The organism is Olsenella uli (assembly GCF_016899935.1).
In the GTDB taxonomy this organism is placed as follows: Bacteria; Actinomycetota; Coriobacteriia; order Coriobacteriales; family Atopobiaceae; genus Thermophilibacter; species Thermophilibacter uli_B.
In genome coordinates this window covers 117,816-137,981 of sequence record NZ_JACJJK010000006.1, presented here as the reverse complement: position 1 = coordinate 137,981, position 20,166 = coordinate 117,816, and the positions used below count along the sequence as shown (strand labels likewise).

20 protein-coding genes and 1 other RNA gene are annotated in these 20,166 nt (G+C 70.2%); 20 read left to right on the top strand and 1 reads right to left on the bottom strand.

Annotated elements, in window-relative coordinates; translation table 11 throughout:
- Positions 1–25 precede the first annotated feature (25 nt).
- The 13 genes from H6A07_RS07120 (at position 26) to H6A07_RS07060 (ending at position 11,106) form a co-directional block, all read left to right on the top strand.
- Complete coding sequence (locus tag H6A07_RS07120) at positions 26–484, top strand: PTS sugar transporter subunit IIA (RefSeq protein WP_204814239.1); 459 nt, start codon at positions 26–28, stop codon at positions 482–484.
- 140 nt (positions 485–624) lie between these two features.
- The gene (locus tag H6A07_RS07115; RefSeq protein WP_204814238.1) at positions 625–1,308 is read left to right on the top strand and encodes a transaldolase family protein; all 684 of its coding nucleotides are present in this window, start codon (positions 625–627) and stop codon (positions 1,306–1,308) included.
- A 58-nt stretch (positions 1,309–1,366) separates the two neighbouring features.
- Positions 1,367–2,197 (top strand): transketolase, encoded by an 831-nt coding sequence (locus tag H6A07_RS07110; protein WP_204814237.1) that lies wholly within the window; start codon positions 1,367–1,369, stop codon positions 2,195–2,197.
- 1 nt (position 2,198) lies between these two features.
- A complete protein-coding gene (locus H6A07_RS07105) occupies positions 2,199–3,137 on the top strand; it encodes a transketolase family protein (RefSeq protein WP_204814236.1) in 939 nt (312 codons plus the stop codon).
- A gap of 157 nt (positions 3,138–3,294) precedes the next feature.
- Entirely contained in the window at positions 3,295–4,308 is a 1,014-nt protein-coding gene (gene ftsE, locus H6A07_RS07100) for a cell division ATP-binding protein FtsE (RefSeq protein WP_204814235.1), read from the top strand.
- Entirely contained in the window at positions 4,295–5,233 is a 939-nt protein-coding gene (ftsX, locus tag H6A07_RS07095; protein ID WP_204814234.1) for a permease-like cell division protein FtsX, read from the top strand. Before ftsE ends, ftsX begins: the two co-directional genes overlap by 14 nt.
- 167 nt (positions 5,234–5,400) lie before the next feature.
- On the top strand, positions 5,401–7,407 hold the full coding sequence (rnr, locus tag H6A07_RS07090; RefSeq protein WP_204814233.1) for a ribonuclease R: 2,007 nt from the start codon (positions 5,401–5,403) through the stop codon (positions 7,405–7,407).
- An 87-nt stretch (positions 7,408–7,494) separates the two neighbouring features.
- Entirely contained in the window at positions 7,495–8,349 is an 855-nt protein-coding gene (locus H6A07_RS07085; protein WP_204814232.1) for a hypothetical protein, read from the top strand.
- Positions 8,336–8,848: an SsrA-binding protein SmpB gene (gene smpB / locus H6A07_RS07080; RefSeq protein WP_204814231.1), complete on the top strand. Its 513-nt coding sequence runs from the start codon at positions 8,336–8,338 to the stop codon at positions 8,846–8,848. Before H6A07_RS07085 ends, smpB begins: the two co-directional genes overlap by 14 nt.
- A gap of 48 nt (positions 8,849–8,896) precedes the next feature.
- Positions 8,897–9,409: a flavin reductase family protein gene (locus H6A07_RS07075; protein ID WP_204814230.1), complete on the top strand. Its 513-nt coding sequence runs from the start codon at positions 8,897–8,899 to the stop codon at positions 9,407–9,409.
- Between the two features lie 30 nt (positions 9,410–9,439).
- On the top strand, positions 9,440–9,583 hold the full coding sequence (locus H6A07_RS07070; protein ID WP_204814229.1) for a rubredoxin-like domain-containing protein: 144 nt from the start codon (positions 9,440–9,442) through the stop codon (positions 9,581–9,583).
- A 176-nt stretch (positions 9,584–9,759) separates the two neighbouring features.
- Positions 9,760–10,128: a transfer-messenger RNA gene (gene ssrA, locus H6A07_RS07065) on the top strand.
- 69 nt (positions 10,129–10,197) lie between these two features.
- On the top strand, positions 10,198–11,106 hold the full coding sequence (locus tag H6A07_RS07060; protein WP_204814228.1) for a patatin-like phospholipase family protein: 909 nt from the start codon (positions 10,198–10,200) through the stop codon (positions 11,104–11,106).
- Positions 11,107–11,418: 312 nt separating this feature from the next.
- On the opposite strand, the gene pfkB is transcribed toward H6A07_RS07060, so the two are convergent.
- Positions 11,419–12,351 (bottom strand): 1-phosphofructokinase, encoded by a 933-nt coding sequence (pfkB, locus tag H6A07_RS07055; protein ID WP_204814227.1) that lies wholly within the window; start codon positions 12,349–12,351, stop codon positions 11,419–11,421.
- Between the two features lie 234 nt (positions 12,352–12,585).
- Here pfkB and rplM point away from each other — a divergent pair, with 234 nt between their 5' ends.
- The 7 genes from rplM to alr all read left to right on the top strand — a co-directional run bounded on the left by rplM (position 12,586) and on the right by alr (position 20,145).
- Complete coding sequence (rplM, locus tag H6A07_RS07050) at positions 12,586–13,026, top strand: 50S ribosomal protein L13 (protein ID WP_204814226.1); 441 nt, start codon at positions 12,586–12,588, stop codon at positions 13,024–13,026.
- Between the two features lie 3 nt (positions 13,027–13,029).
- Complete coding sequence (rpsI, locus tag H6A07_RS07045) at positions 13,030–13,425, top strand: 30S ribosomal protein S9 (RefSeq protein ID WP_075577179.1); 396 nt, start codon at positions 13,030–13,032, stop codon at positions 13,423–13,425.
- Between the two features lie 165 nt (positions 13,426–13,590).
- The gene (glmM, locus tag H6A07_RS07040; RefSeq protein ID WP_204814225.1) at positions 13,591–14,928 is read left to right on the top strand and encodes a phosphoglucosamine mutase; all 1,338 of its coding nucleotides are present in this window, start codon (positions 13,591–13,593) and stop codon (positions 14,926–14,928) included.
- A 24-nt stretch (positions 14,929–14,952) separates the two neighbouring features.
- Positions 14,953–16,803 (top strand): glutamine--fructose-6-phosphate transaminase (isomerizing), encoded by a 1,851-nt coding sequence (gene glmS / locus H6A07_RS07035; RefSeq protein ID WP_204814224.1) that lies wholly within the window; start codon positions 14,953–14,955, stop codon positions 16,801–16,803.
- A 4-nt stretch (positions 16,804–16,807) separates the two neighbouring features.
- Entirely contained in the window at positions 16,808–17,317 is a 510-nt protein-coding gene (gene acpS, locus H6A07_RS07030) for a holo-ACP synthase (protein ID WP_204814223.1), read from the top strand.
- 23 nt (positions 17,318–17,340) lie between these two features.
- The gene (locus tag H6A07_RS07025) at positions 17,341–18,957 is read left to right on the top strand and encodes an NAD(P)H-hydrate dehydratase (protein WP_204814222.1); all 1,617 of its coding nucleotides are present in this window, start codon (positions 17,341–17,343) and stop codon (positions 18,955–18,957) included.
- Positions 18,958–18,984: 27 nt separating this feature from the next.
- On the top strand, positions 18,985–20,145 hold the full coding sequence (alr, locus tag H6A07_RS07020; protein WP_204814221.1) for an alanine racemase: 1,161 nt from the start codon (positions 18,985–18,987) through the stop codon (positions 20,143–20,145).
- The last annotated feature ends 21 nt before the right edge of the window (positions 20,146–20,166 follow it).

The window sequence follows — 20,166 nt, the reverse complement described above, 5'->3', positions numbered from 1 at the left end:
GCGCGGCCGCGACAGGGGAGGACAGATGCTGAGCGACCTTCTTGACGAGAGGCTGGTCCAGCTCGAGGTGGAGGCGTCGGACTGGGAGGGCGCCGTCAGGGCGTCCATGCGGCCCCTCGTCGAGCTCGGCATGGTGACGGGGGGCTACGTCGACGACATCGTCCGGGGCGTCCGCGCGCTCGGCCCCTACGTCGTCATCGCCCCGGGCGTGGCGCTTCCCCACGCGCGCCCCGAGAGCGGCGCGCTCGCGCCCGCGCTCGGCGTCGTGACCCTCGCGCGCCCCGTCGCGTTCGGCAGCCCCGAGAACGACCCCGTGAAATTCCTCTTCCCGCTCTCCGCGACGGACAACGACGCGCATCTCGGCGCCCTGCAGGCCCTCGTCGAGCTCCTGCGTGCGCCCGCCTTTCTCGCCCGCATCGGCCGGGCGAGCGACGCCGGGGAGGTCGTCGCGATCGTGTGCGAGATGGAGGGCGCAGTCGCCTAGGCCCGCTCCCCGCGACCGGTGGCGGACAAATCCGCGCGGGCCGGCGCTTCTCCGCGGGAAGGAGGCGCGCAGATGGTATCTTCTCTAGGAATGGGGCGCACGTGCGACCCGGGTCAGAAACGCGAGCTAAAGGGGGAAACATGAAGTTCTTCATCGACACCGCCGACCTCGACGAGATTCGCGAGGCCCTGTCCTGGGGCTGCCTCGCCGGCGTCACCACCAACCCGTCGCTCTACGCGCGCACCGGCGGCAAGCTCGCCGACTTCGAGGGCCACATGGTCAAGATCGCCGAGCTCTGCGAGGGGCTTCCCGTCTCCGCCGAGTCCCAGGCCAAGACGACCGAGGACATGATCGCGGACGGCCGCCGTCTCTCGGCCCTGGCCCCCAACATCGTGGTCAAGCTCCCGATCTGCGCCGAGGCGCTCGCGGCGACGCACCAGCTCGCCTCCGAGGGTGTCCGCGTCAACATGACGCTGGTCTTCTCGGCCACCCAGGCCCTTCTCGCCGCCAACGCCGGCGCCCGCTACATCTCCCCGTTCGTGGGCCGCTTCGACGACATCGCCGAGGACGGCATCTCGCAGCTCGCTGACGTCGTGGCCTGCATCGGCAACTACGACTGGTCGGGCAAGAACGTCGACGACCAGGTGGAGATCATCACCGCCTCCGTGCGCACGCCCAACCACGTGACGCAGGCGGCCCTCCTTGGCGCCGACATCGCCACCGTGCCGTTCGCCGCGCTCAAGAAGTGCCTCAAGCACCCGCTGACCGACCAGGGCATGGCGGCCTTCGACGCCGACTGGGCCAAGGTCGTCGCCGCCCAGTAGACGTCCGCGCGCCGGGCCCGTCAGCGCGGGGCCGGCGAGAAGAACGAAGGAGACTTCCATGACAGACATCGAGCTGGCGCGCGTCGCCAACGAGATTCGCAAGGGCGTCGTCGTGGGCACCCACGCCGCCAAGTCCGGTCACCCCGGCGGCTCGCTCTCCGCGGCCGATATCTTTGCGTACCTGTACTTCGAGGAGATGAACGTCGACCCGGCCGACCCGCGCAAGCCCGACCGCGACCGCTTCGTCCTCTCCAAGGGCCACTGCGCGCCCGGCCTCTACGCGGCGCTCGCGGAGCGCGGCTACTTCCCCAAGGAGGACCTCGAGACGCTGCGCCACATCGGCAGCCACCTCCAGGGCCACCCCAACATGAACGACACGCCCGGCGTGGACATGTCCACCGGCTCGCTCGGCCAGGGCGTCTCCACTGCCGTGGGCATGGCGCTCGCGGCCAAGCACTGGGGCGACACCTACCGCACCTACTGCCTGCTCGGCGACGGCGAGATCGAGGAGGGCCAGGTCTGGGAGGCGGCGATGTTCGCCGGAAACCACCAGCTGGACAACCTCTGCCTGATCGTGGACCACAACGGCCTGCAGATCGACGGCACCATCGAGGAGGTCAACTCCGCGATGCCCATCGCCGACAAGTTCCGCGCCTTCAAGTTCCACGTGGTCGAGGTCGCGGACGGCAACGACATGGCGCAGCTGGGGGCCGCCTTCGCCGAGGCCCGCGCCACCAAGGGCGCCCCGACCTGCCTCGTGTGCGAGACCGTCAAGGGCAAGGGCGTCTCGTTCATGGAGAACCAGGTCGGCTGGCACGGCAAGGCCCCGAACGACGAGCAGTTCGAGCAGGCGATGGCCGAGCTCGAGGCTGCGGGAAAGGAGCTCTAGGATGGCTGACGTGAAGAAGGTCGCGACCCGCCAGAGCTACGGCGAGGCGCTCGTCGAGCTGGGCGCCGAGCACGACGACTTCGTCGTCCTGGACGCCGACCTCGCCGCCGCGACCCAGACCGGCAAGTTCAAGGCCGCCTACCCCGAGCGCTTCTTCGACGCCGGCATCGCCGAGTGCGACCTCATGGGCATCGCGGCGGGCATCGCCTCGACCGGGCGCGTGGCCTTTGCGAGCACCTTCGCGATGTTCGCGGCGGGCCGCGCGTTCGAGCAGATCCGCAACTCCATCGGCTACCCGCACCTCAACGTCAAGATCGGCGCCACGCACGCCGGCATCTCGGTCGGCGAGGACGGCGCCACCCACCAGTGCAACGAGGACCTCGCCCTCATGCGCGCCATCCCGGGCATGACCGTGGTCGTCCCGGCCGACGACGTCGAGGCCAAGGCCGCCGTGCGCGCCGCCTACGCCTACGACGGGCCCGTCTACATGCGCTTCGGGCGCCTCGCCGTGCCGGTGTTCAACGACCCGGAGACCTACGAGTTCGAGCTCGGCAAGGGCATCCTGCTGCGCGAGGGCACCGACGTCACGATCGTGGCCTGCGGCCTCATGGTCCAGGCCGCCCTCGAGGCCGCCGACGCCCTCGCCGAGAAGGGCGTCTCCGCCGAGGTGATTAACATCCACACGATCAAGCCGCTCGACGAGGAGCTCGTCCGCGCGAGCGCCGCCAAGACCGGCCGCGTGGTCACCTGCGAGGAGCACTCCGTGATCGGCGGCCTGGGCGACGCGGTGCTCGCCGCGCTCGCCGAGAGCCCCGTGCCCGTCCGTAAGGTCGGCGTCAACGACGTCTTCGGCGAGTCCGGCCCCGCCGTGGACCTGCTCCACAAGTACGGTCTCGACGCCGAGGGCGTCATCGCCGCCGTCGAGGCGTTTCTCGCCTAAAAGGGGTCTGACCCCTTTCTGGCAAGTCTGGGGGGCGTCGGCCGCAGGGTCGGCGCCCCTCTCGTGTGCATTGTGCGGCAAACTAGGTTGAGGGCTGGTCAGTTTGCTAGACTACTTGCGTATTTGTCCGTCCGTTAGCACATGAGAAGGAGCTTCTGTGGCCAGTCACTTTCGCAGCGCTGGACGACAGGGGTCGGAGGGCGAGGATCAGCTCCAGCCCGTCGCGCCCGTGACGGCTCCGCAGGCAGAGACCCCGACGGCAGAGGACACCGGCGCCTTCCTGAGCGCCATCGACCCTGCGGCCGCCCCCGTGGTCGACCCCGCCCCCGTGGCGGAGGTCCCCGAGGAGGTCCACGTCGTCACCGCCGCCGAGCCCGAGGACGCCTCCTCGGCCCAGCAGCAGGTCTCCGAGAGCGTGTACTCGTCGCTCGCGAGCGACGACGCCCCTGCGGTCCCGCGGACCGGCACCCCGACCGTGTCGTTCAAAAACGTCACACTCATCTACCCGGCCCAGCCCAACAAGCCCGCCCTCGACGACGTTAGCCTCGACATCTACCCCGGCGAGTTCGTGTTCGTCGTCGGTCACTCGGGATCGGGCAAGTCGTCGCTTCTGCGCCTCATCACGCGCGAGCTGCGCGCCACGTCCGGCCAGGTCATCGTCGCCGGCCAGGACCTCACCAAGATGCGCAACAAGAAGGTCCCGTACCTCCGCCGCCAGATCGGCACCGTCTACCAGGACTTCAAGCTCCTGCCGGACAAGACGGTCTACGAGAACGTCGCCTTCGCGCTGGAGTGCATCGGCAAGCCCAAGTCGGTCATCAAGGCGCAGGTCCCCGAGGTGCTTCGCCTCGTCGGCCTCGCCGAGCGGATGCACCACTTCCCCGACCAGCTCTCCGGCGGCGAGCAGCAGCGCGTCTCCGTGGCGCGCGCGATGGTCAACCGCCCGCCGCTGCTCGTCTGCGACGAGCCCACGGGCAACCTCGACCCGGCCATCTCGCTCGGCATCATGAAGCTGCTCGACCTCATCAACCGTGCCGGCACGACCGTCGTCATGGCGACCCACGACCGCGAGATGGTCGACTCGATGCGCAAGCGCGTCATCGCGCTCGAGGCTGGCCATGTGGTCCGCGACCAGGAGAGGGGAGGCTACGGATACTATGGTGCCCTCTAACCTCGGCTACTCCCTCCGGGAGGCAGGCCATCACTTCCGCCGCAACTGGACCACGGTGCTCGGCGCCGTCGTCACGATTTTCCTCTCGCTGTTCATCATCGGCCTCTTCGTGCTCGGGTCCGTCATGATCTCGAGCGTGGTCGGCGGCGTCGAGGACAGCGTCACGATCCAGGCCTACCTCTCCGATGACGCCAGCGACAGTGCCGTTCAGGCCCTCCAGTCCGAGATTGAGGGCTGGGACAACGTCGAGTCCGTGACCTACAAGTCCAAGGACCAGGCACTCGAGGAGTACCGCACCTCGATGTCCAACCGCAACGCGAGCGACGCGGTGGCCGCCCTTGATGGGGAGAACCCGCTGCCTGCCTCGCTCGTGATCACCCTCACGGACCCGCAGGAGGTCGCCGCCACGGCCGAGCGGATCATGGATGACTCCTCGTTCCTCCAGATCCGCGACACCGCCGACGACCCGGCGTCCTCGCCGGCCGACGACGTCGTCTACGGCCAGGGCACGGTCGACCGCCTCTTCGAGGTGACCAACTACATCCGCATCGCCGCGATCGCCCTCGTCGCGATGCTGACGTTCGTGGCCTTCGTGTTCATCAACAACACGATCCGCCTCGCCATCACCGCCCGTCGCCGCGAGATCGCCATCATGCGCCTGGTCGGCGCGTCCAACAGCTTCATCCGCGGGCCGTTCGTCATGGAGGGCGTGCTTGAGTCGCTGATCGCGGCCCTTCTCGCCATCGCGGCGCTCGCCGCCGGCATGAACGTGCTCATGCCCATGCTGCAGGAGAACCTGTCCTTCCTGGCGTTCAACGTCCCGTCCGAGGTGCTCTACGCCACCTTCGGGGCGCTGCTGCTGGTCGGCATCCTGATCGGCCTCTTCGGCTCGGCCATCGCCATGAGGCGCTACCTGAAGGTCTAGGCAGACTGATTACACGAGCGGTCCCTGGGGCCCCGGCATTCCTCCGAGAAGTGCACTGCGTGGAACTTCTCTCCGGAATGCCGGGGCCCTCCGCGTGTGATCGCCCGGCCCCCGACAAATTGGGGCATGCGGTAAGCTGGGTCCAGGGCGAGAAGGACGGAGGGGCCATGGGTCGCAGCAGGCCGCATCGCGGCAACACCCGGCGGGGGCGCGGCGGCGGGCCGCGCAGGAACGCGCGCACCCTCACGGGCACGCTCGTGGTCTCGCGCCCCGGCGCCGCCTTCGTGGAGACGCCCGAGGGGACGTTCGACCTCGCCCGCCACGGCCAGCGCGAGGCCATGAACGGGGACGAGGTCGAGGTCGCGCTCGTGGAGCAGCGCGGCCGCCGCCCGCGCGCGGTGGTCCGCTCCGTCCTCTCCCGTGCCGTCGAGACCTTCCTCGGCCGCTACGCCCCGGCCGGCCCGCTCGGCGCGGTGGTGCCGCTCGACGCGCGCATCGGCCACGACTTCTTCGTGGTGCCCGAGGACCCAACCCCGGCGCGGCTGGGCGTCTCCGAGGGCGACGTCGTGGTCGCGCGCATCACCGAGTACCCCACGCGTCGGAGCGCGCCGGTCGTGACGCTGGAGCGCCGCGTGGGCGCGGCCGACGAGCTCGACCTCAACGTGGAGGCCGTCGTCGCGTCCTACGGGCTGCCCGGGGACTTCCCGGCGTCCGTCCTGGAACAGGCGCGGGACATCGAGGCCCGCGTGGAGGAGGAGCTTGCGCGCGACCCGTCCCGCCGCGACCTGCGCGATACGCTCTGCGTGACCGTGGACCCCGCCGACGCGCGCGACTTCGACGATGCCGTGAGCGCCCGCCGGCTGCCGGACGGCGGCTACGAGCTGGGCGTGCACATCGCCGACGTCTCCCGCTACGTTGCGCCGGACACCCCGATCGACAACGAGGCCAAGCGCCGGACCTGCTCCGCCTACCTCGTGGACCGCGTGATCCCCATGCTCCCCGAGCGCCTCTCCAACGACGTCTGCTCGCTGCGGCCCGGCGAGGACCGCCTGGCCATGAGCGTGACCATGCGGCTGGACGCGCGCGGCGAAGTGACGGGCGCCCGCATGGCGAGAAGCGCGATCCACTCGTCCGCGCGCCTGGACTACGACACGGTCGACGAGGTTCTTCTCGGCCGGGCGGACGCCCCGAGTGCGGAGATTGACGAGCTCCTGCGCACGCTCGACGAGATTCGCGCCCTGCGCGAGCGCGTGCGCCGCGAGCGGGGCGCCGTCGACTTCGAGACCGTGGAGGCGCGCGTGACCCTGGACGAGGGCGGCGTGCCCACGGGGGTCTCGGTCCGGCGGCGCACGCGGGCGACCGGGCTCATCGAGGAGGCCATGCTCCTCGCCAACGAGTGCGTGGCGCGGCGCCTCGCCGAGCGCGAGGTGCCCGCCGCCTACCGCGTCCACGAGCGGCCCGCGCCCGAGGACCTGCGCGCCACGCTGCCTCCCCTGCGCGAGCTCGGCCTGGTCGACGACGCGGAGACGGCCTCCGGGCTGCTCGCGGGGGACCCGTTCGCGCTCCAGCGCGTCCTGGGGCGCGCCCGCGGGACCGACGGCGAGGCGCTCGCGAGCGCGCTTCTGCTCCGCGCCCAGCGCCGTGCCGTCTACCTGCCGGTCAACGAGGGGCACTACGCGCTCGGCGCGCCCGCCTACTGCCACTTCACCTCGCCGATTCGCCGCTACCCGGACGTGCTGGTCCACCGCGCGCTCGGGGCGCTCATGGACGGACGCGTCGACGGCCGGGAGATGCGCGCCCAGGCCACGGCGCTGCCGCAGCTCTGCCGGACGTGCTCGGAGCGCGAGCGCGCGGCGGACGCGGCGGCCCGCGCCTCGCAGAGGATCAAGATGGCGGAGCTCTTCTCGACGCGCGTCGGCGAGCGCTTCGGCGGCGTGGTCACGGGCTGTGAGCGCTTCGGCCTCTTCGTCACGCTGGACGAGACCTACGCGGAGGGGCTCGTACCGGTGCGGGCGCTGGGGAGCGAGTGGTTTTCCTACGACGAGGCGCGCATGACGCTCACGGGGGAGGAGTCCGGCGAGACGTGGCGGCTCGGCCGGCGCGTGGTCGTGGAGGTGACGGGCGTCAACGTGGCGCGCGGCCAGATCGACCTCGCGCTCGCCGACCCAATTTGACCCGGCGCCACGCTGAACCGGGGCGATAATGGGAAGACTATGAACTACGAGAAGAACGTGCGGCGTGCGGCGCCGGCTGGGGGAGCGATGGAGAGAACCGAACTGACCGAGGAGCTCGAGCGCGCCGAGGGGCTGCTGCTGCAGGGCGAGGGCGAGCTGGCCGAGCGGCTGCTCGCGCACCTGGCCGACGACGCGGAGGCCTACGTCGACGCCAACTGCCCGACGACCGACGAGCTCCAGTGGTTCGCCTTCCCCACGCTCTTCGACCGGCTGGCGTATCGCCGCGTGGAGGGCGACCCCCGCGAGCTGCGCGACGTGGGCGAGCCGCTCTCGCGCCTCTACGCCGACCTTGGGCTGGCGCGCGTGCACCTGGAGGACTACGACGGCGCGGCGGCGGCGCTCAGGAGCGCCATCCGCTGGAACCCCATGGACTGCGCCGCCCGTCTCAACCTGGCCGACCTCTGCCGCGCCTCGGGGGACGTCCAGGAGTACCTCGCCCTCACCTACAGCGTCTTCGAGCGCGCGAGCGAGGCCGCGCACCTCGCGCGGGCGTTCGTCAACTTCGCGGGCTGGTTCCAGGCGGGCGAGAAGCCCCGTGCCGCTGCGGCCGCCCTGCGCGCCGCCCGCAACCTCGACGTGCGCGACGGCGTGCTCGCCGCCGCGCTCGACCAGGCGACCGGGACCGACCACGACCCCGACCTCGTGACGGACGCCGAGATGGCCGATCTTCTCGCCGCCGAGGGCCTGCCCGACGGCGCCAACGCCGAGATCGCGGTCTGCCTGCTCATGTGCGCGGGCGACGCCGCCGAGGCCGGAGCGCGCGACGTCGCGGCCAACCTCGTGCTGCGGGCGCGCGGCCTCGTGGGCGAGGCTGCCGCGAAGGCCCTGCTCGAGCTCATCCACGAGACGGACGCGGAGGTGGGCGCCGATGGCGAAGAGTAAGGTCGCGCGTCAGGCGGCGAAGGCCTCCAAGCAGGCCCGGCCCGGCAAGAGGACCATCGCCAAGAACCGCTCGGCGTACCACGAGTACTTCGTCGACGAGACCTTCGAGGCGGGCATCGAGCTCACGGGCACCGAGGTCAAGAGCCTGCGCGAGCGGGCGTGCCAGCTCACGGACGCCTTCTGCCTCATCCGCGGGCGCGAGGCGTGGCTGCACGGCGTGCACATCCACCCCTACTCCAACGGCGGCGTGTGGAACGTGGACCCCGACCGCAAGCGCCGGCTGCTGCTGCACCGCCGCCAGATCGACTACCTGGACGGCAAGCTCCGGCAGAAGGGCCTGGCCCTCGTGCCGCTGGAGATCTACTTCGACGAGCACAACCGCGTGAAGCTGGCGATCGGCCTCGGGCGGGGCAAGAAGCTCTACGACAAGCGCGCGGACATGGCGCGGCGCGACTCCGACCGCGAGATCGCCCGCGCCCTCAAGGAGCGCAGCCGCTAGCGGATGTGGAAAGGGGATAGTCCCTTTTCCACAGGGAAGGGAGAGCGTATGGACGTAACGGCACTGTACAAGTTCTCGTCGGGGCTCTACGTGGTCTCGGCGGACGACGGCGAGCGCGCGGGCGCCTGCCTCGTCAACACGGGCATGCAGGTGACCGCGACGCCGCCCCAGGTCTCCGTCACCGTCAACAAGGAGAACTTCACCTGCGGCGCCATCGAGCGCGCTGGCCACTTCACGCTGGCGATGGTGGACGAGTCGGCGGACATGCCGTTCGTGGGGCGCTTCGGCTTCAGGAGCTCGACGGACTTCGACAAGTTCGACGGCATTCGGAGCGCCGTGTCCGCGACCGGCGACCCCTACCCGCTCGAGCACGTCTGCGGCTTCGTGGCCTGCCGCGTGGTGCGTACGCTCGACGTGGGCACGCACGTGGTCTTCGTCGGCGAGGTCGCGGACGCCGGGAATCTCTCCGGCAGGCCCCCCATGACCTACGCGTACTATCATGGTACGCTCAAGGGCAAGACGCCGCCCAAGGCGTCGTCGTACGTCGAGAGTGCCGACTAGGTGCGCCCGTCGGCGAGAAAGGAGATTGGCATGGCTGAGGAGAAGAAGACCTACACGTTCCGTTGCGTCGTCTGTGGCTATGAGGTCACGGTCGACACCCCCGAGCTGCCGGAGGACTACGTCTGCCCGGTCTGCGGCGTGGGCCCCGACCAGTTCGAGCTCGTCGAGGAGTAGTTGCTCAAAAGGGGCCTGACCCCTTTTAGGCAAGTTTTGGAGGCCGGGCGCTCGCAGGGGCGCTCGGCCCTCGTGTTATCCGGGCGCAAAACGGGTAGAATACCCCCACGGTCGCGTGAGCGGCCCGTACGTTGACAGCCGCATGGTGGTGGCCCTTCTCGCCTCACCTGGCAACCGGGGGTGACTGGTTTCGACAGGGTGGGCCTGAGATGGGCAGCAGGCCGTGGTCTCCTCGCCACGTTAAACAGGGGTACCGTCAAATTGAATTGACGAGAACAACTCTTACGAGCCTCAGCTGGCTCTCGCCGCTTAATTAGATAGCGGCGCGTCGAAGCAGGGATTGCTCCCGTTCCTGCGGAGATGTCATCTCAGGGAGATGCGTGCGCGGACGTAGCCGGTATGCCGCGCGCAAAGATTGAACCGGCTGGGGCGCCAAGCGCGGGTGACCGGGTGCGCGGCGTCCAAGATCCAACCGGACACTGAGCCTGGAGACACCTGTCAGGGGTTCGCTTTGGACCGGAGTTCGATTCTCCGCACCTCCACCATGCACGCTTCGCGGCCGTCGGCCCCCTTGGGCCTGCGGCCGCTGTCATATCCAGACGTTGGGAGGCACCATGTCAGACGAGAAGAACGGCGGAGTCGCACCGGCGCTCGTGCTGGAGGGCGGCGGGTTTCGCGGGATGTTCACGGCGGGCGTGCTCGACGTGCTGCAGGAGCGTGAGCTCTACGGCTTCTCGAGCATCTGGGGTGTCTCGGCCGGCGCGGTGAACGCGGCGAACTTCCGCTCGCGCCAGATCGGGCGCACCATGCGCGACATCCTGGCCTTTCGTGACGACCGGCGCTTCATGTCGCTGTGGTCGTTCGTCACGACGGGCGACGCGGCCGGAGCGGACTTCATGTACGACGAGGTGCAGAACCACCTGGATCCCTGTGACGTGGAGACGTTCAACGCCAGCGAGATCCCGCTGTGGGTCGTCGTCTCGGACGTGACGTTCGGCACGCCGGACTACCTGCGCGTGGAGCGCTTCCCCGAGGACCTGGAGCGCGTGCGCGCCTCGGCCTCGCTGCCCACAGTGAGCCGCCTCGTTGAGATCGACGGTCACCGCTACCTCGACGGCGGCACCACGGACTCGATTCCCTTTGCGGCGGCGCTGGGGCTTCCGGACGCGCCGGAGGTGGCGGGCCGGCCGGCGGCCGACCGCGCGCTCGTGGTGCTCACGCAGGACCGCGGCTTCGTGCGCGAGCAGGCGGGCTCCGGAGAGCAGATCGCGCTGCGCTCGCACCGCTACGACCGCTACCCCTACTACCTGGAGGCGCTGCGCACCCGCGCCGAGCGCTACAACGCCCAGCGCGAGCGGCTCTGGGAGCTCGAGCGCGAGGGGCGGTGCCTGGTCGTGGCACCCGAGGAGCCGGTCAGCGTGGGGTCGTCCACGCGCGACGGCGAGTCGCTCCTCTCGCTCTACGTGGCCGGGCGCCGGCAGGCGACCGAGCGGATCGCGGAGATCGAGGCGTTTCTCGGCTAGGGGTTCTTCTCGCCCGGGGAGGATCCAGAAAAGTGGGACGTTGTCACGGAGGCGTCTACGAATTCGCGGCCTTGTCCCCGGGGCTTCCGGGAATCGCCGCCCTTGGCTTCCGGTCATCCGGGAATCGCCGACCTTGGCACGCTTTCGTCCAAGAAAAGCCGGCCTTGTCCGCCTGCGCGGGGACAAGGTCGGCACTTTTGGGAAAACCTTGCGACAAGGACCCACATTCTTAGAACGCCTTGCGACAAGGACCCGGATTCTTAGAAGGCCCTGCGACAAAGGCGGCGATTTCTAGGGGGCCCGTGCCTGACCCTACGCCAGGCGCGTGATCTCCACGCGGTCGACGAGGCCGTCCACGACGGAGCGCTCGGCCGCCTGCGTGCCGGACTCCATGACGTTGGCGGCGCCGGTGGCCATGGCCAGGCGCAGCGAGTCCTCGATGCCGAGCCCCTGCGCGTCCGCGTAGACGAAGGCCGCCACCACGGAGTCGCCGGCGCCCACGGTGGACCCCACGGGCACCTGCACCGAGGAGGCGTGCCAGGTCTCGTCAGCGGTGGCGAGCAGCGCGCCCTCGCCGCCCATGGAGACCACGACGCGCTCCACGCCCTTCTCGACCAGCTCGCGCGCGGCGGCGGCGATCTCGTCGACGGTCGTGAGCTCGCGGCCCACGAGCGCGGAGAGCTCGTGGTTGTTGGGCTTGGTGAAGAAGGGCTTGCCCTTGAGGCCCGCCTCGAGGGCGTCGCCGTCGGCGTCGAGGTAGACGTGGGCGCCCGCGTGGCGCAGCGTGCGCGTCCAGGTGCCGTAGGTCCCGCGGTCCACGCCGGCGGGGAGGCTGCCGGACAGGACCACGAAGTCGCCCTCGGAGACCTCCTCGGCCAGCACGTCGAGCATCTCCTTGAGCATGGCGTCGGTGACTTCGGGGCCGGGCTCGTTGATGTCGGTGTGGGTGCCCTGCTCGGGGTCGATGACCTTGAGGTTGGTGCGGGTCTCGCCGTTGGCGGGGAAGGCCTTCACGCGGATGCCGGCCTCCTTGAGGGCGCCGGCGATCCAGCTGCCGGTGTCGCCGGAGAGCACGGCCACGGCCTCGGAGGTGCCGCCGAGCTTGGCGATGACCTTGGAGACGTTGATGCCCTTGCCACCGGCGTCGCGCCGCAGCTCGGTGATGCGGTTCACCACGTCGAGCGTGAAGTTGGGGATGTGGACGGTCTTGTCGAGGGCGGGGTTGAGCGTGACGGTGTAGATCATCGGGTCCTCCTCTGGCGCGACGATGGTTGCCACAATTCTAGACCGCCGCCCGCCCGGCCGAGGGGCGTGTCGGCGGGCGCGTCTGTGCAGGTTGTGTGCGGAAAAATCACAGGCTGCCGGACGCGGCGTTGCGCTATACTCTTACAGCTTTTCCACAGAGCCCCGTAATCTCTGACAAAAGCGCGGCGGCTTGTCCAGAAGCCGTCATCTCAGCAGGCACGTAGGAGGAGTCAAGTGAAGAAGTCGACTCAGTTCGCCAAGACCGGCGAAGTCGAGCGCAAGTGGGTGCTCATCGACGCCGAGGGCGCGACGCTCGGCCGTCTGGCGACCACCGCCGCCATGATTCTTCGTGGCAAGAACAAGCCTCAGTACACCCCCAACGCCGACACCGGTGACTTCGTCGTCGTGATCAACGCCGACAAGGTCGTCCTCACGGGCGTCAAGGCCGACCACAAGCAGTACTGGCGCTACTCCGGCTATCTCGGCGGCCTCAAGCTCGAGAGCTTCCGCGAGGCCATGGAGAAGCACCCCGAGCGCGTCGTCGAGCACGCCATCAAGGGCATGCTCCCCAAGACCACCCTCGGCCGCAAGCAGGGCACCAAGCTCAAGGTCTACGCCGGCCCCGAGCACCCGCACACGGCCCAGAACCCCGTCAAGATCGATTGGAGGGCCTAACCGATGGCTGAGAACACCGTAGTCTACACCGGTACCGGCCGCCGCAAGGAGGCCGTCGCCCGCGTTCGCCTGGTGCCCGGCACCGGCAAGGTCGTCGTCAACGGCCGCGAGGCCATCCAGTACTTCGGCCGTCAGCAGCTCGTTGACAACGCGCTGGCCCCGCTGCGCCTGACCGAGACCGCCGAGCGCTTTGACGTGCTCGCCAACCTCGACGGCGGCGGCATCAACGGCCAGTCCGGCGCCCTGCGCCTCGGCATCGCCCGCGCCCTGCTCGACGCCGGCGAGTACCGTGAGGACCTCAAGAAGGCCGGCTTCCTCACCCGTGACGCCCGCGCCGTCGAGCGCAAGAAGTACGGCCTCAAGAAGGCCCGCAAGCGCCCGCAGTTCTCCAAGCGCTAGCGCTTCTCGCCAGGTTTTGCGTTGTTGGGACCCGTCGCAGCTGCGGCGGGTCCTTTTGCGTAGATTTGCCGTCATGCGGGCGAGAAGAACCGCCCGACCGCGCCCGTGCCCGGGGTTGTGCAACAATGGGTGGGTCTTTATGCCAAGACCACTCAGGGGGTTGCAATGAAGTACTTTGGCACGGACGGATTTCGTGGCGAGGCCAACAAGGGCCTGACGGTTGACCACGCCTTCAAGATCGGTCGCTACGTGGGCTGGTACTACGGCGCCCGCCAGGAGCGCAAGGCCCGCGTCGTCGTGGGCAAGGACACGCGCCGCTCCAGCTACATGTTCGAGTCCGCGCTGGTCGCGGGCCTGGTGGCCTCGGGCGCGGACGCCTACATGCTGCACGTCATCCCCACGCCGGGCGTGGCCTACGAGACGGTGGACGGCCGCTTCGACTGCGGCATCATGATCAGCGCCTCCCACAACCCCTACACCGACAACGGCATCAAGCTCGTGAACGGCGAGGGCTTCAAGATGGACGAGGACGTCCTGGAGCTTATCGAGGCCTACATCGACGGCGAGGTGGAGGTGCCGCTCGCCACGGGCGACGCCATCGGCTGCACCGTGGACTACATGCAGGGCCGCAACCGCTACATCGCCCACCTCATCGCGAGCGCGAACTTCTCCCTCCAGGGCGTGAAGGTGGGCCTGGACTGTGCCAACGGCGCCGCGTCCTCCGTGGCCAAGCCGGTCTTCGACGCGCTCGGCGCCGACGTCCGCGTGATCAACAACGCGCCGGACGGCTTCAACATCAACGTGGACTGCGGCTCCACCCACATCGACCGCCTGCGCCGCCACGTGGTGGAGCAGGGCCTGGACGTGGGCTTTGCCTACGACGGCGACGCCGACCGGTGCCTGGCCGTGGACGAGCGCGGCAACGTGGTGGACGGCGACCTCATCCTCTACATCTGCGGCGTCTATCTCAACAAGCACGGCCGCCTCACGGCCGGCACGGTGGTGCCTACGGTCATGAGCAACTACGGCCTGTTCAAGGCCTTCGACGAGGCGCACCTCTCCTACGAGACCACGGCGGTGGGCGACAAGAACGTCTACGCCTGCATGCGCGAGAACGGCTACAGCCTGGGCGGCGAGCAGTCCGGCCACATCATCTTCGGCGACATCGAGTGCACCGGCGACGGCATCATGACGTCGCTGCGCATCATGGAGGTCTACCGCGCCGAGCGCGAGAAGCTCTCGCAGCTCGCCGCGCCGGTGAAGCTCTACCCGCAGGAGCTCGTGAACGTCCGCGTGACGGACAAGGACGCCGCCATGGGCGACGCGGCCGTGCTCGCGGCCGTCAAGAGGGCCGAGGAGTTCCTCGCCGGCCAGGGCCGCGTGCTCGTGCGCGCCTCCGGCACCGAGCCGCTCGTGCGCGTGCTCGCCGAGGCGCCGACCGACGAGCTCTGCGACCAGGCAAACGCCATCGTGCTCGAGGCGCTCGAGCCGTTCCGCGCGTAGGGCGCGGCCCGGAAGGGGGATCTCATGTGCGGAATCGTGGGCTACACCGGTAGGGACCAGGCCGTGGGCTACCTGATCGAGGGGCTGCGCACGCTCGAGTACCGCGGCTACGACTCGGCGGGCGTCGAGGTCGTGGGCACGGACGGCGAGCTGCACGGCGTCAAGTGCGCCGGCCGCGTGGCCACCCTCGCGGACCGCTGCGAGACCGCCAACCTCGTCGGCACCACCGGCATCGCCCACACGCGCTGGGCGACGCACGGCGCGCCGACCGACCGCAACTCCCACCCGCACCGCGACTGCACGGGTCGCATCGCGATCGTGCACAACGGCATCATCGAGAACTTCCGCGAGCTGCGGGGCTATCTCAAGCGGTCCGGCCACGAGCTCGTGAGCGAGACCGACTCCGAGGTCATCGCCCACCTCATCGAGGAGGCGTGGGCGGGCCCGGCCGCCGGCGACCTCGTCGCGGCGGTGCGCAACGCGGTCCGGCGCCTCGAGGGCTCCTGGGCGCTCGCGGTCGTCTGCGCCGACGCCCCGGACCAGATCGTCTGCGCCCGCAACGGCTCGCCGCTCGTGGTGGCCTCCACGGAGTCCGGCGCCTACGCGGCCTCCGACGTGACGCCGCTCGCAAGCGTCACCTCGCACGTCATCCAGCTCGAGAACGGCCAGATCGCCCGCCTGGAGGCCTCCGGCCGCGTGAGCGTCTTCGACGAGGACGGCGCGCCCGTGGAGCACCCCACGACGCTCGACATCGACTGGGACGCCTCGGCGGCGACCCTCGGCGGCTACTCCGACTTCATGGCCAAGGAGATCGCCGAGCAGCCCGAGGCCATCGAGCGCCTGCTCGAGGGGCGCCTGGGCGAGAAGGGCATCTACCTCGACGAGCTCTCCATGACCGGCGAGGACCTCGCCTCGATCGACCTCGTCTACCTCATCGCCTGCGGCACGTCCTACCATGTGAGCCTCATCGCCCGCACGCTGATCCAGACCTGGGCCAAGGTGCCCGTGATCTGCGACTACGCGTCCGAGTTCAACTACGAGCAGGACGTCATCGTGACGCCCAACACGCTCTGCGTGATCATCACGCAGTCCGGCGAGACGGCGGACACGCTCACGGCGGCGCGCCGCATGAGGGGCATGGGCTGCAAGGTCTTCGCGATCACCAACGTGCTCGGCTCCACGGCCGCGCGCGAGTCCGACGGCACGCTCTACGTGCAAGCGGGCCCCGAGGTCTGCGTGGCCTCCACGAAGGCGTACACGGCGCAGATGGTGGCGAGCGCGCTGCTCGCCCTGCGCCTCGCCCAGGCGCGCGGCGAGATGGACCGCGCCGAGGTGGAGCGCCACTACCGCGACCTCCGCGCGCTGCCCGACCTCATCCGCGAGGTGATCTCCCGGTCCTGGCAGGACAAGCGGGCCGCGCCCGTCTTCCGTCGCGCGCACTCGGCGCTCTTCCTCGGCCGGGGCGTCAACTCGACGACCGCCTACGAGGGGGCGCTCAAGCTCAAGGAGATCAGCTACCTGCACGCGGAGGCCTACCCCGCCGGGGAGATGAAGCACGGGCCGATCGCACTGCTCGAGCCGGGCTTCCCGGTCGTGGCGATCGTCCCCGAGGACCGGGTGCACGACAAGACGGTCTCCAACATCCAGGAGGTCATCGCGCGCGGCGCCGTCTGCGTGGCCGTGGCCACCGACGGCGACGAGGCCGTGGCCTCGCTCGTGGAGCACGTCCTGTGGATCCCGCCCGTGGCCGACGAGCTGCTCGTGCCCATCGTGGCCGTCGTGCACCTGCAGATGCTCGCCCGCTACGTGGCGCGCGCCCGCGGCTGCGACGTGGACAAGCCGCGCAACCTCGCCAAGTCCGTCACCGTGGAGTAGCCCCATGGCGACGGCTGGCATCGGCGTGGACATGCTCGAGATCTCTCGAATGGAGCGCGTGCTCGCACGGACCCCCAACTTCGTGCGGCGCGTCTTCACCGAGGACGAGCGCGCCTACTGCGAGAAGACCGCCCGTCCCGCGGAGCACTACGCCGCGCGCTTCGCCGCGCGCGAGGCGGTGGTCAAGGCGCTGGGGACGGGCTTTGCGGACGGCGTGGGCTTCCGCGACGTCTCGGTGGGGCGCGACGAGGCCGGGCGGCCCCGGGCGCTGCTCACCGGGCGCGCCGCCGAGCTCGCGCGCGAGCTGGGGATCCGGGAGATCGCGCTCTCCATCTCGCACACCCATGACGTCGCGGTGGCCAACGCGATCGCCGTGACCGACGACGTGCGCCCCGCCCCGGACGCCCGGCGCGAGGCCGAGCGCGCGCTCGCGAGCTCGTTCAGGGAGGCGCGCGCCGTCCTCGACGAGCTCGAGCGCATACAGGAGAGTGAGCTGGACAAGATCCGGGAGTGACCTCCCGAGAAGGAGCGGAAGACATGCAGCCTGTGCTGAACATAGACGACGTCAAGCGCGTCGAGGTGGCGCTCACCCGCGAGGGCGTGAGCGTCGCCGAGCTCATGCGCCGCGCCGGGCTCGCGGCGGCCCGGGAGTCCCTGGAGCTCGGCGAGGTCGAGAACGTGGTCGTGCTCGTGGGCCTGGGCAACAACGGCGGCGACGGCTGGGTCGCCGCCGAGGCCCTCCACGCGCGCGGTGTCAACGTGACGGTGGTGAGCCCGATCGAGCCGGACGCGCTCTCGGGGGACCTCGCCCGTCAGGTCGCCCAGAGCGCCGAGCGCGCGGGCGTCTCGGTGCTCGTGGGGCCGTCCCGCGACGAGCTCGAGGTTCTTCTCGCCACGGCGGACGTCGTCCTGGACTGCATGCTGGGGACCGGCTTTCACGGCAACGTGCGGCCGCCCTTTGACATCTGGATCGAGTGCGTGAACGCCTGCGCCGCCCGCGTGGTCGCCGTCGACGTGCCGAGCGGCCTTTCGGCCGAGACCGGGCGCGCGGAGGGCCCGTGCGTGGTTGCGGACATGACCGTGACGATGCTCTCCCTCAAGCCGGGCCTGCTCGCCGACGACGGCCGCGACGTGACCGGCGCCATCGTTGTCGCGCCGCTCGCCGAGCAGACCGAGCGTCTCGTGATCGACGAGGACCCGGTCGCCTGGCGCACCGACCTCATCGACTACCTCGACGCCCTGGCGCCGCGCACCGCCTCGGTGGACAAGTTCGCGCGCGGCTCGGTGCTCGTCGTGGGCGGGTCGCGCCGCTACCCGGGCGCCGCGATCATGGCGGCCCGTGCCGCGGCGCGCATGGGCGCCGGCTACGTGACGCTGGCCACGCCCGCCTCCGCCGCGCCGGTCGCCCAGGCCCACCTGCTGGAGATCCCCGTCGTCCCGCTGTCCGAGGACGCGGACGGCACCTTCACCGCCGAGGCGTGCGACGTGGTCCGTGCCCTCGCCGAGCGCGCGAGCGCGGTGCTCGTGGGCCCGGGCATGCGCGTGAGCGGCGGCACGGCCGCGATCGTCTCGGCCCTGCTCGAGTGCGACGTGCCGCTGGTCGTGGACGCCGACGGCCTCAACTGCCTGGCGCGCCTCACCAACGGCGCTCTGCCCAGCCTTCCCGAGGTCATCCGCCGGGACGCCCCGCTCGTGCTCACCCCGCACCGCGGCGAGCTCGGCCGGCTCGTGGGCCGTCGCGGCGGTGCGGCGCCCTCCTCGCTCGTGGAGCAGCTTGCCGCTGCGCGCGAGATCGTGTGGTCCGACGGCGGCTCCGAGCTCGTGGTCGTGAGCAAGGGCACGGCGACGGCCTGCGTGAGCGTCGAGAAGGCCGTGCTCCCCAAGCCCGGCCCCGCGGCGCTCGCCACGGCGGGCTCCGGCGACGTGCTTGCTGGTATGATGGCATCGGCCCTCGCGCAGCGGCACGGCGAGGACGTCGATCTTGCGCTGCTGGCGGCCTACGTCTGCGAGGTGCACGCGTATGCGGGCTCGCTCGCGGCGGAGCGCGTCGGCTCGCGTGCCGTCATGGCGGGGGACGTCATCGACGTGATCGGGATCGCCAGCGATGCCGTCGACGAGCACGTCGCCTACCCCGAGGTCCCGTCCGGGGAGTAGCGCGGCGCGCCGGGAGGGGGAAGCAGCGTGGAGAGGGTCCAAGGTCCGGAGAGCCGCTGGTCGTGGGTCGAGGTCAACCTCGCGGCGCTGAGGCGCAACACGACCGCCTTCAGGAGGCGGCTCGAGCGCGGCGTCCAGATGATGTGCGTCGTCAAGGCGGACGCCTACGGGCACGGCGCTGTGCCGTGCATGAAGGTCATGCACTCGGCGGGCGCGAGCCAGTTCGCCGTGGCGACCGTCGCGGAGGGCGTGGCCCTGCGCGAGGCCGGCATCGAGTGGCCCATCCTCGTGCTCTCCGAGCCGCCCGTGGACTGCGTGCGCACACTCGTGGAGCACGACCTCATGCCGTCGGTCTACACGGCCGACTTCGCGCTCGCGCTGGGCGAGGCGGCCGCCGCGCAGAACCGCGTGGCCCGCTATCACCTGGCCGTGGACACGGGCATGACGCGCATCGGCGTGCGCCGCTCGGACGCGGTGGAGCTGCGCCGCACGATCGACTTCCACCGGGGGCTGGAGTGCGCGGGCACCTTCACCCACTTCGCCACCGCAGACGTGCCCGACGACTGGGACTTTGCCCTGCAGCTCAACCGCTTCCGCGAGACCGTGGAGGCCCTGCGCGGCGCCGGGCTGGACACGGGGCTCATCCACTGCGACAACACGCCGGGCACGATCATGCACCCGGAGTGCCACTTCGACATGTGCCGCGTGGGCATCGGGCTCTACGGCCTGCACCCGGCGGAGGCTACCCGCTCCTACCTGGACCTCGAGCCGGTCATGAGCGTGCGCGGCCGCGTCACGCGCGTCGTCTACCCCAACGTGGGCGACGGCGTGGGCTACGGGCTCACCTGGCGCGTGCCCAAGCAGAACATCCAGGTCGCCACCGTGCCGATCGGCTACGCGGACGGCCTCGCGCGCGAGCTCTCCAACCAGATGGACGTCATCGTCAACGGCATGCGCTGCCGCCAGGTGGGCAACATCTGCATGGACCAGTTCATGTTCGCAATGGACGTGAACGGCGCGCGCTCCTATCGCCCCACGCGGCCGGTGGAGTACGGCGACGTGGTCACCGTCCTGGGCGCGGACGACGACGAGCGCATCACGGCGGAGGAGATGGCCGGGCTGAGAAACACGATTAACTACGAGGTCGTGTGCGACTTTGGGATGAGACTTGAGAAGATCTACACGTAAGGGGACGGCCGCAGGTGGCAC

Excerpts from the sequence above, each read along its gene's own strand:
- H6A07_RS07120 (WP_204814239.1), top strand. The coding sequence starts at position 26 with ATGCTGAGCGACCTTCTTGACGAGAGGCTGGTCCAGCTCGAGGTGGAG.
- H6A07_RS07115 (WP_204814238.1), top strand. The coding sequence starts at position 625 with ATGAAGTTCTTCATCGACACCGCCGACCTCGACGAGATTCGCGAGGCC.
- H6A07_RS07110 (WP_204814237.1), top strand. The coding sequence starts at position 1,367 with ATGACAGACATCGAGCTGGCGCGCGTCGCCAACGAGATTCGCAAGGGC.
- H6A07_RS07105 (WP_204814236.1), top strand. The coding sequence starts at position 2,199 with ATGGCTGACGTGAAGAAGGTCGCGACCCGCCAGAGCTACGGCGAGGCG.
- ftsX (WP_204814234.1), top strand. The coding sequence starts at position 4,295 with ATGGTGCCCTCTAACCTCGGCTACTCCCTCCGGGAGGCAGGCCATCAC.
- rnr (WP_204814233.1), top strand. The coding sequence starts at position 5,401 with ATGGGTCGCAGCAGGCCGCATCGCGGCAACACCCGGCGGGGGCGCGGC.
- H6A07_RS07085 (WP_204814232.1), top strand. The coding sequence starts at position 7,495 with ATGGAGAGAACCGAACTGACCGAGGAGCTCGAGCGCGCCGAGGGGCTG.
- smpB (WP_204814231.1), top strand. The coding sequence starts at position 8,336 with ATGGCGAAGAGTAAGGTCGCGCGTCAGGCGGCGAAGGCCTCCAAGCAG.
- H6A07_RS07075 (WP_204814230.1), top strand. The coding sequence starts at position 8,897 with ATGGACGTAACGGCACTGTACAAGTTCTCGTCGGGGCTCTACGTGGTC.
- H6A07_RS07070 (WP_204814229.1), top strand. The coding sequence starts at position 9,440 with ATGGCTGAGGAGAAGAAGACCTACACGTTCCGTTGCGTCGTCTGTGGC.
- H6A07_RS07060 (WP_204814228.1), top strand. The coding sequence starts at position 10,198 with ATGTCAGACGAGAAGAACGGCGGAGTCGCACCGGCGCTCGTGCTGGAG.
- pfkB (WP_204814227.1), bottom strand. The coding sequence starts at position 12,351 with ATGATCTACACCGTCACGCTCAACCCCGCCCTCGACAAGACCGTCCAC.
- rpsI (WP_075577179.1), top strand. The coding sequence starts at position 13,030 with ATGGCTGAGAACACCGTAGTCTACACCGGTACCGGCCGCCGCAAGGAG.
- glmM (WP_204814225.1), top strand. The coding sequence starts at position 13,591 with ATGAAGTACTTTGGCACGGACGGATTTCGTGGCGAGGCCAACAAGGGC.
- glmS (WP_204814224.1), top strand. The coding sequence starts at position 14,953 with ATGTGCGGAATCGTGGGCTACACCGGTAGGGACCAGGCCGTGGGCTAC.
- acpS (WP_204814223.1), top strand. The coding sequence starts at position 16,808 with ATGGCGACGGCTGGCATCGGCGTGGACATGCTCGAGATCTCTCGAATG.
- H6A07_RS07025 (WP_204814222.1), top strand. The coding sequence starts at position 17,341 with ATGCAGCCTGTGCTGAACATAGACGACGTCAAGCGCGTCGAGGTGGCG.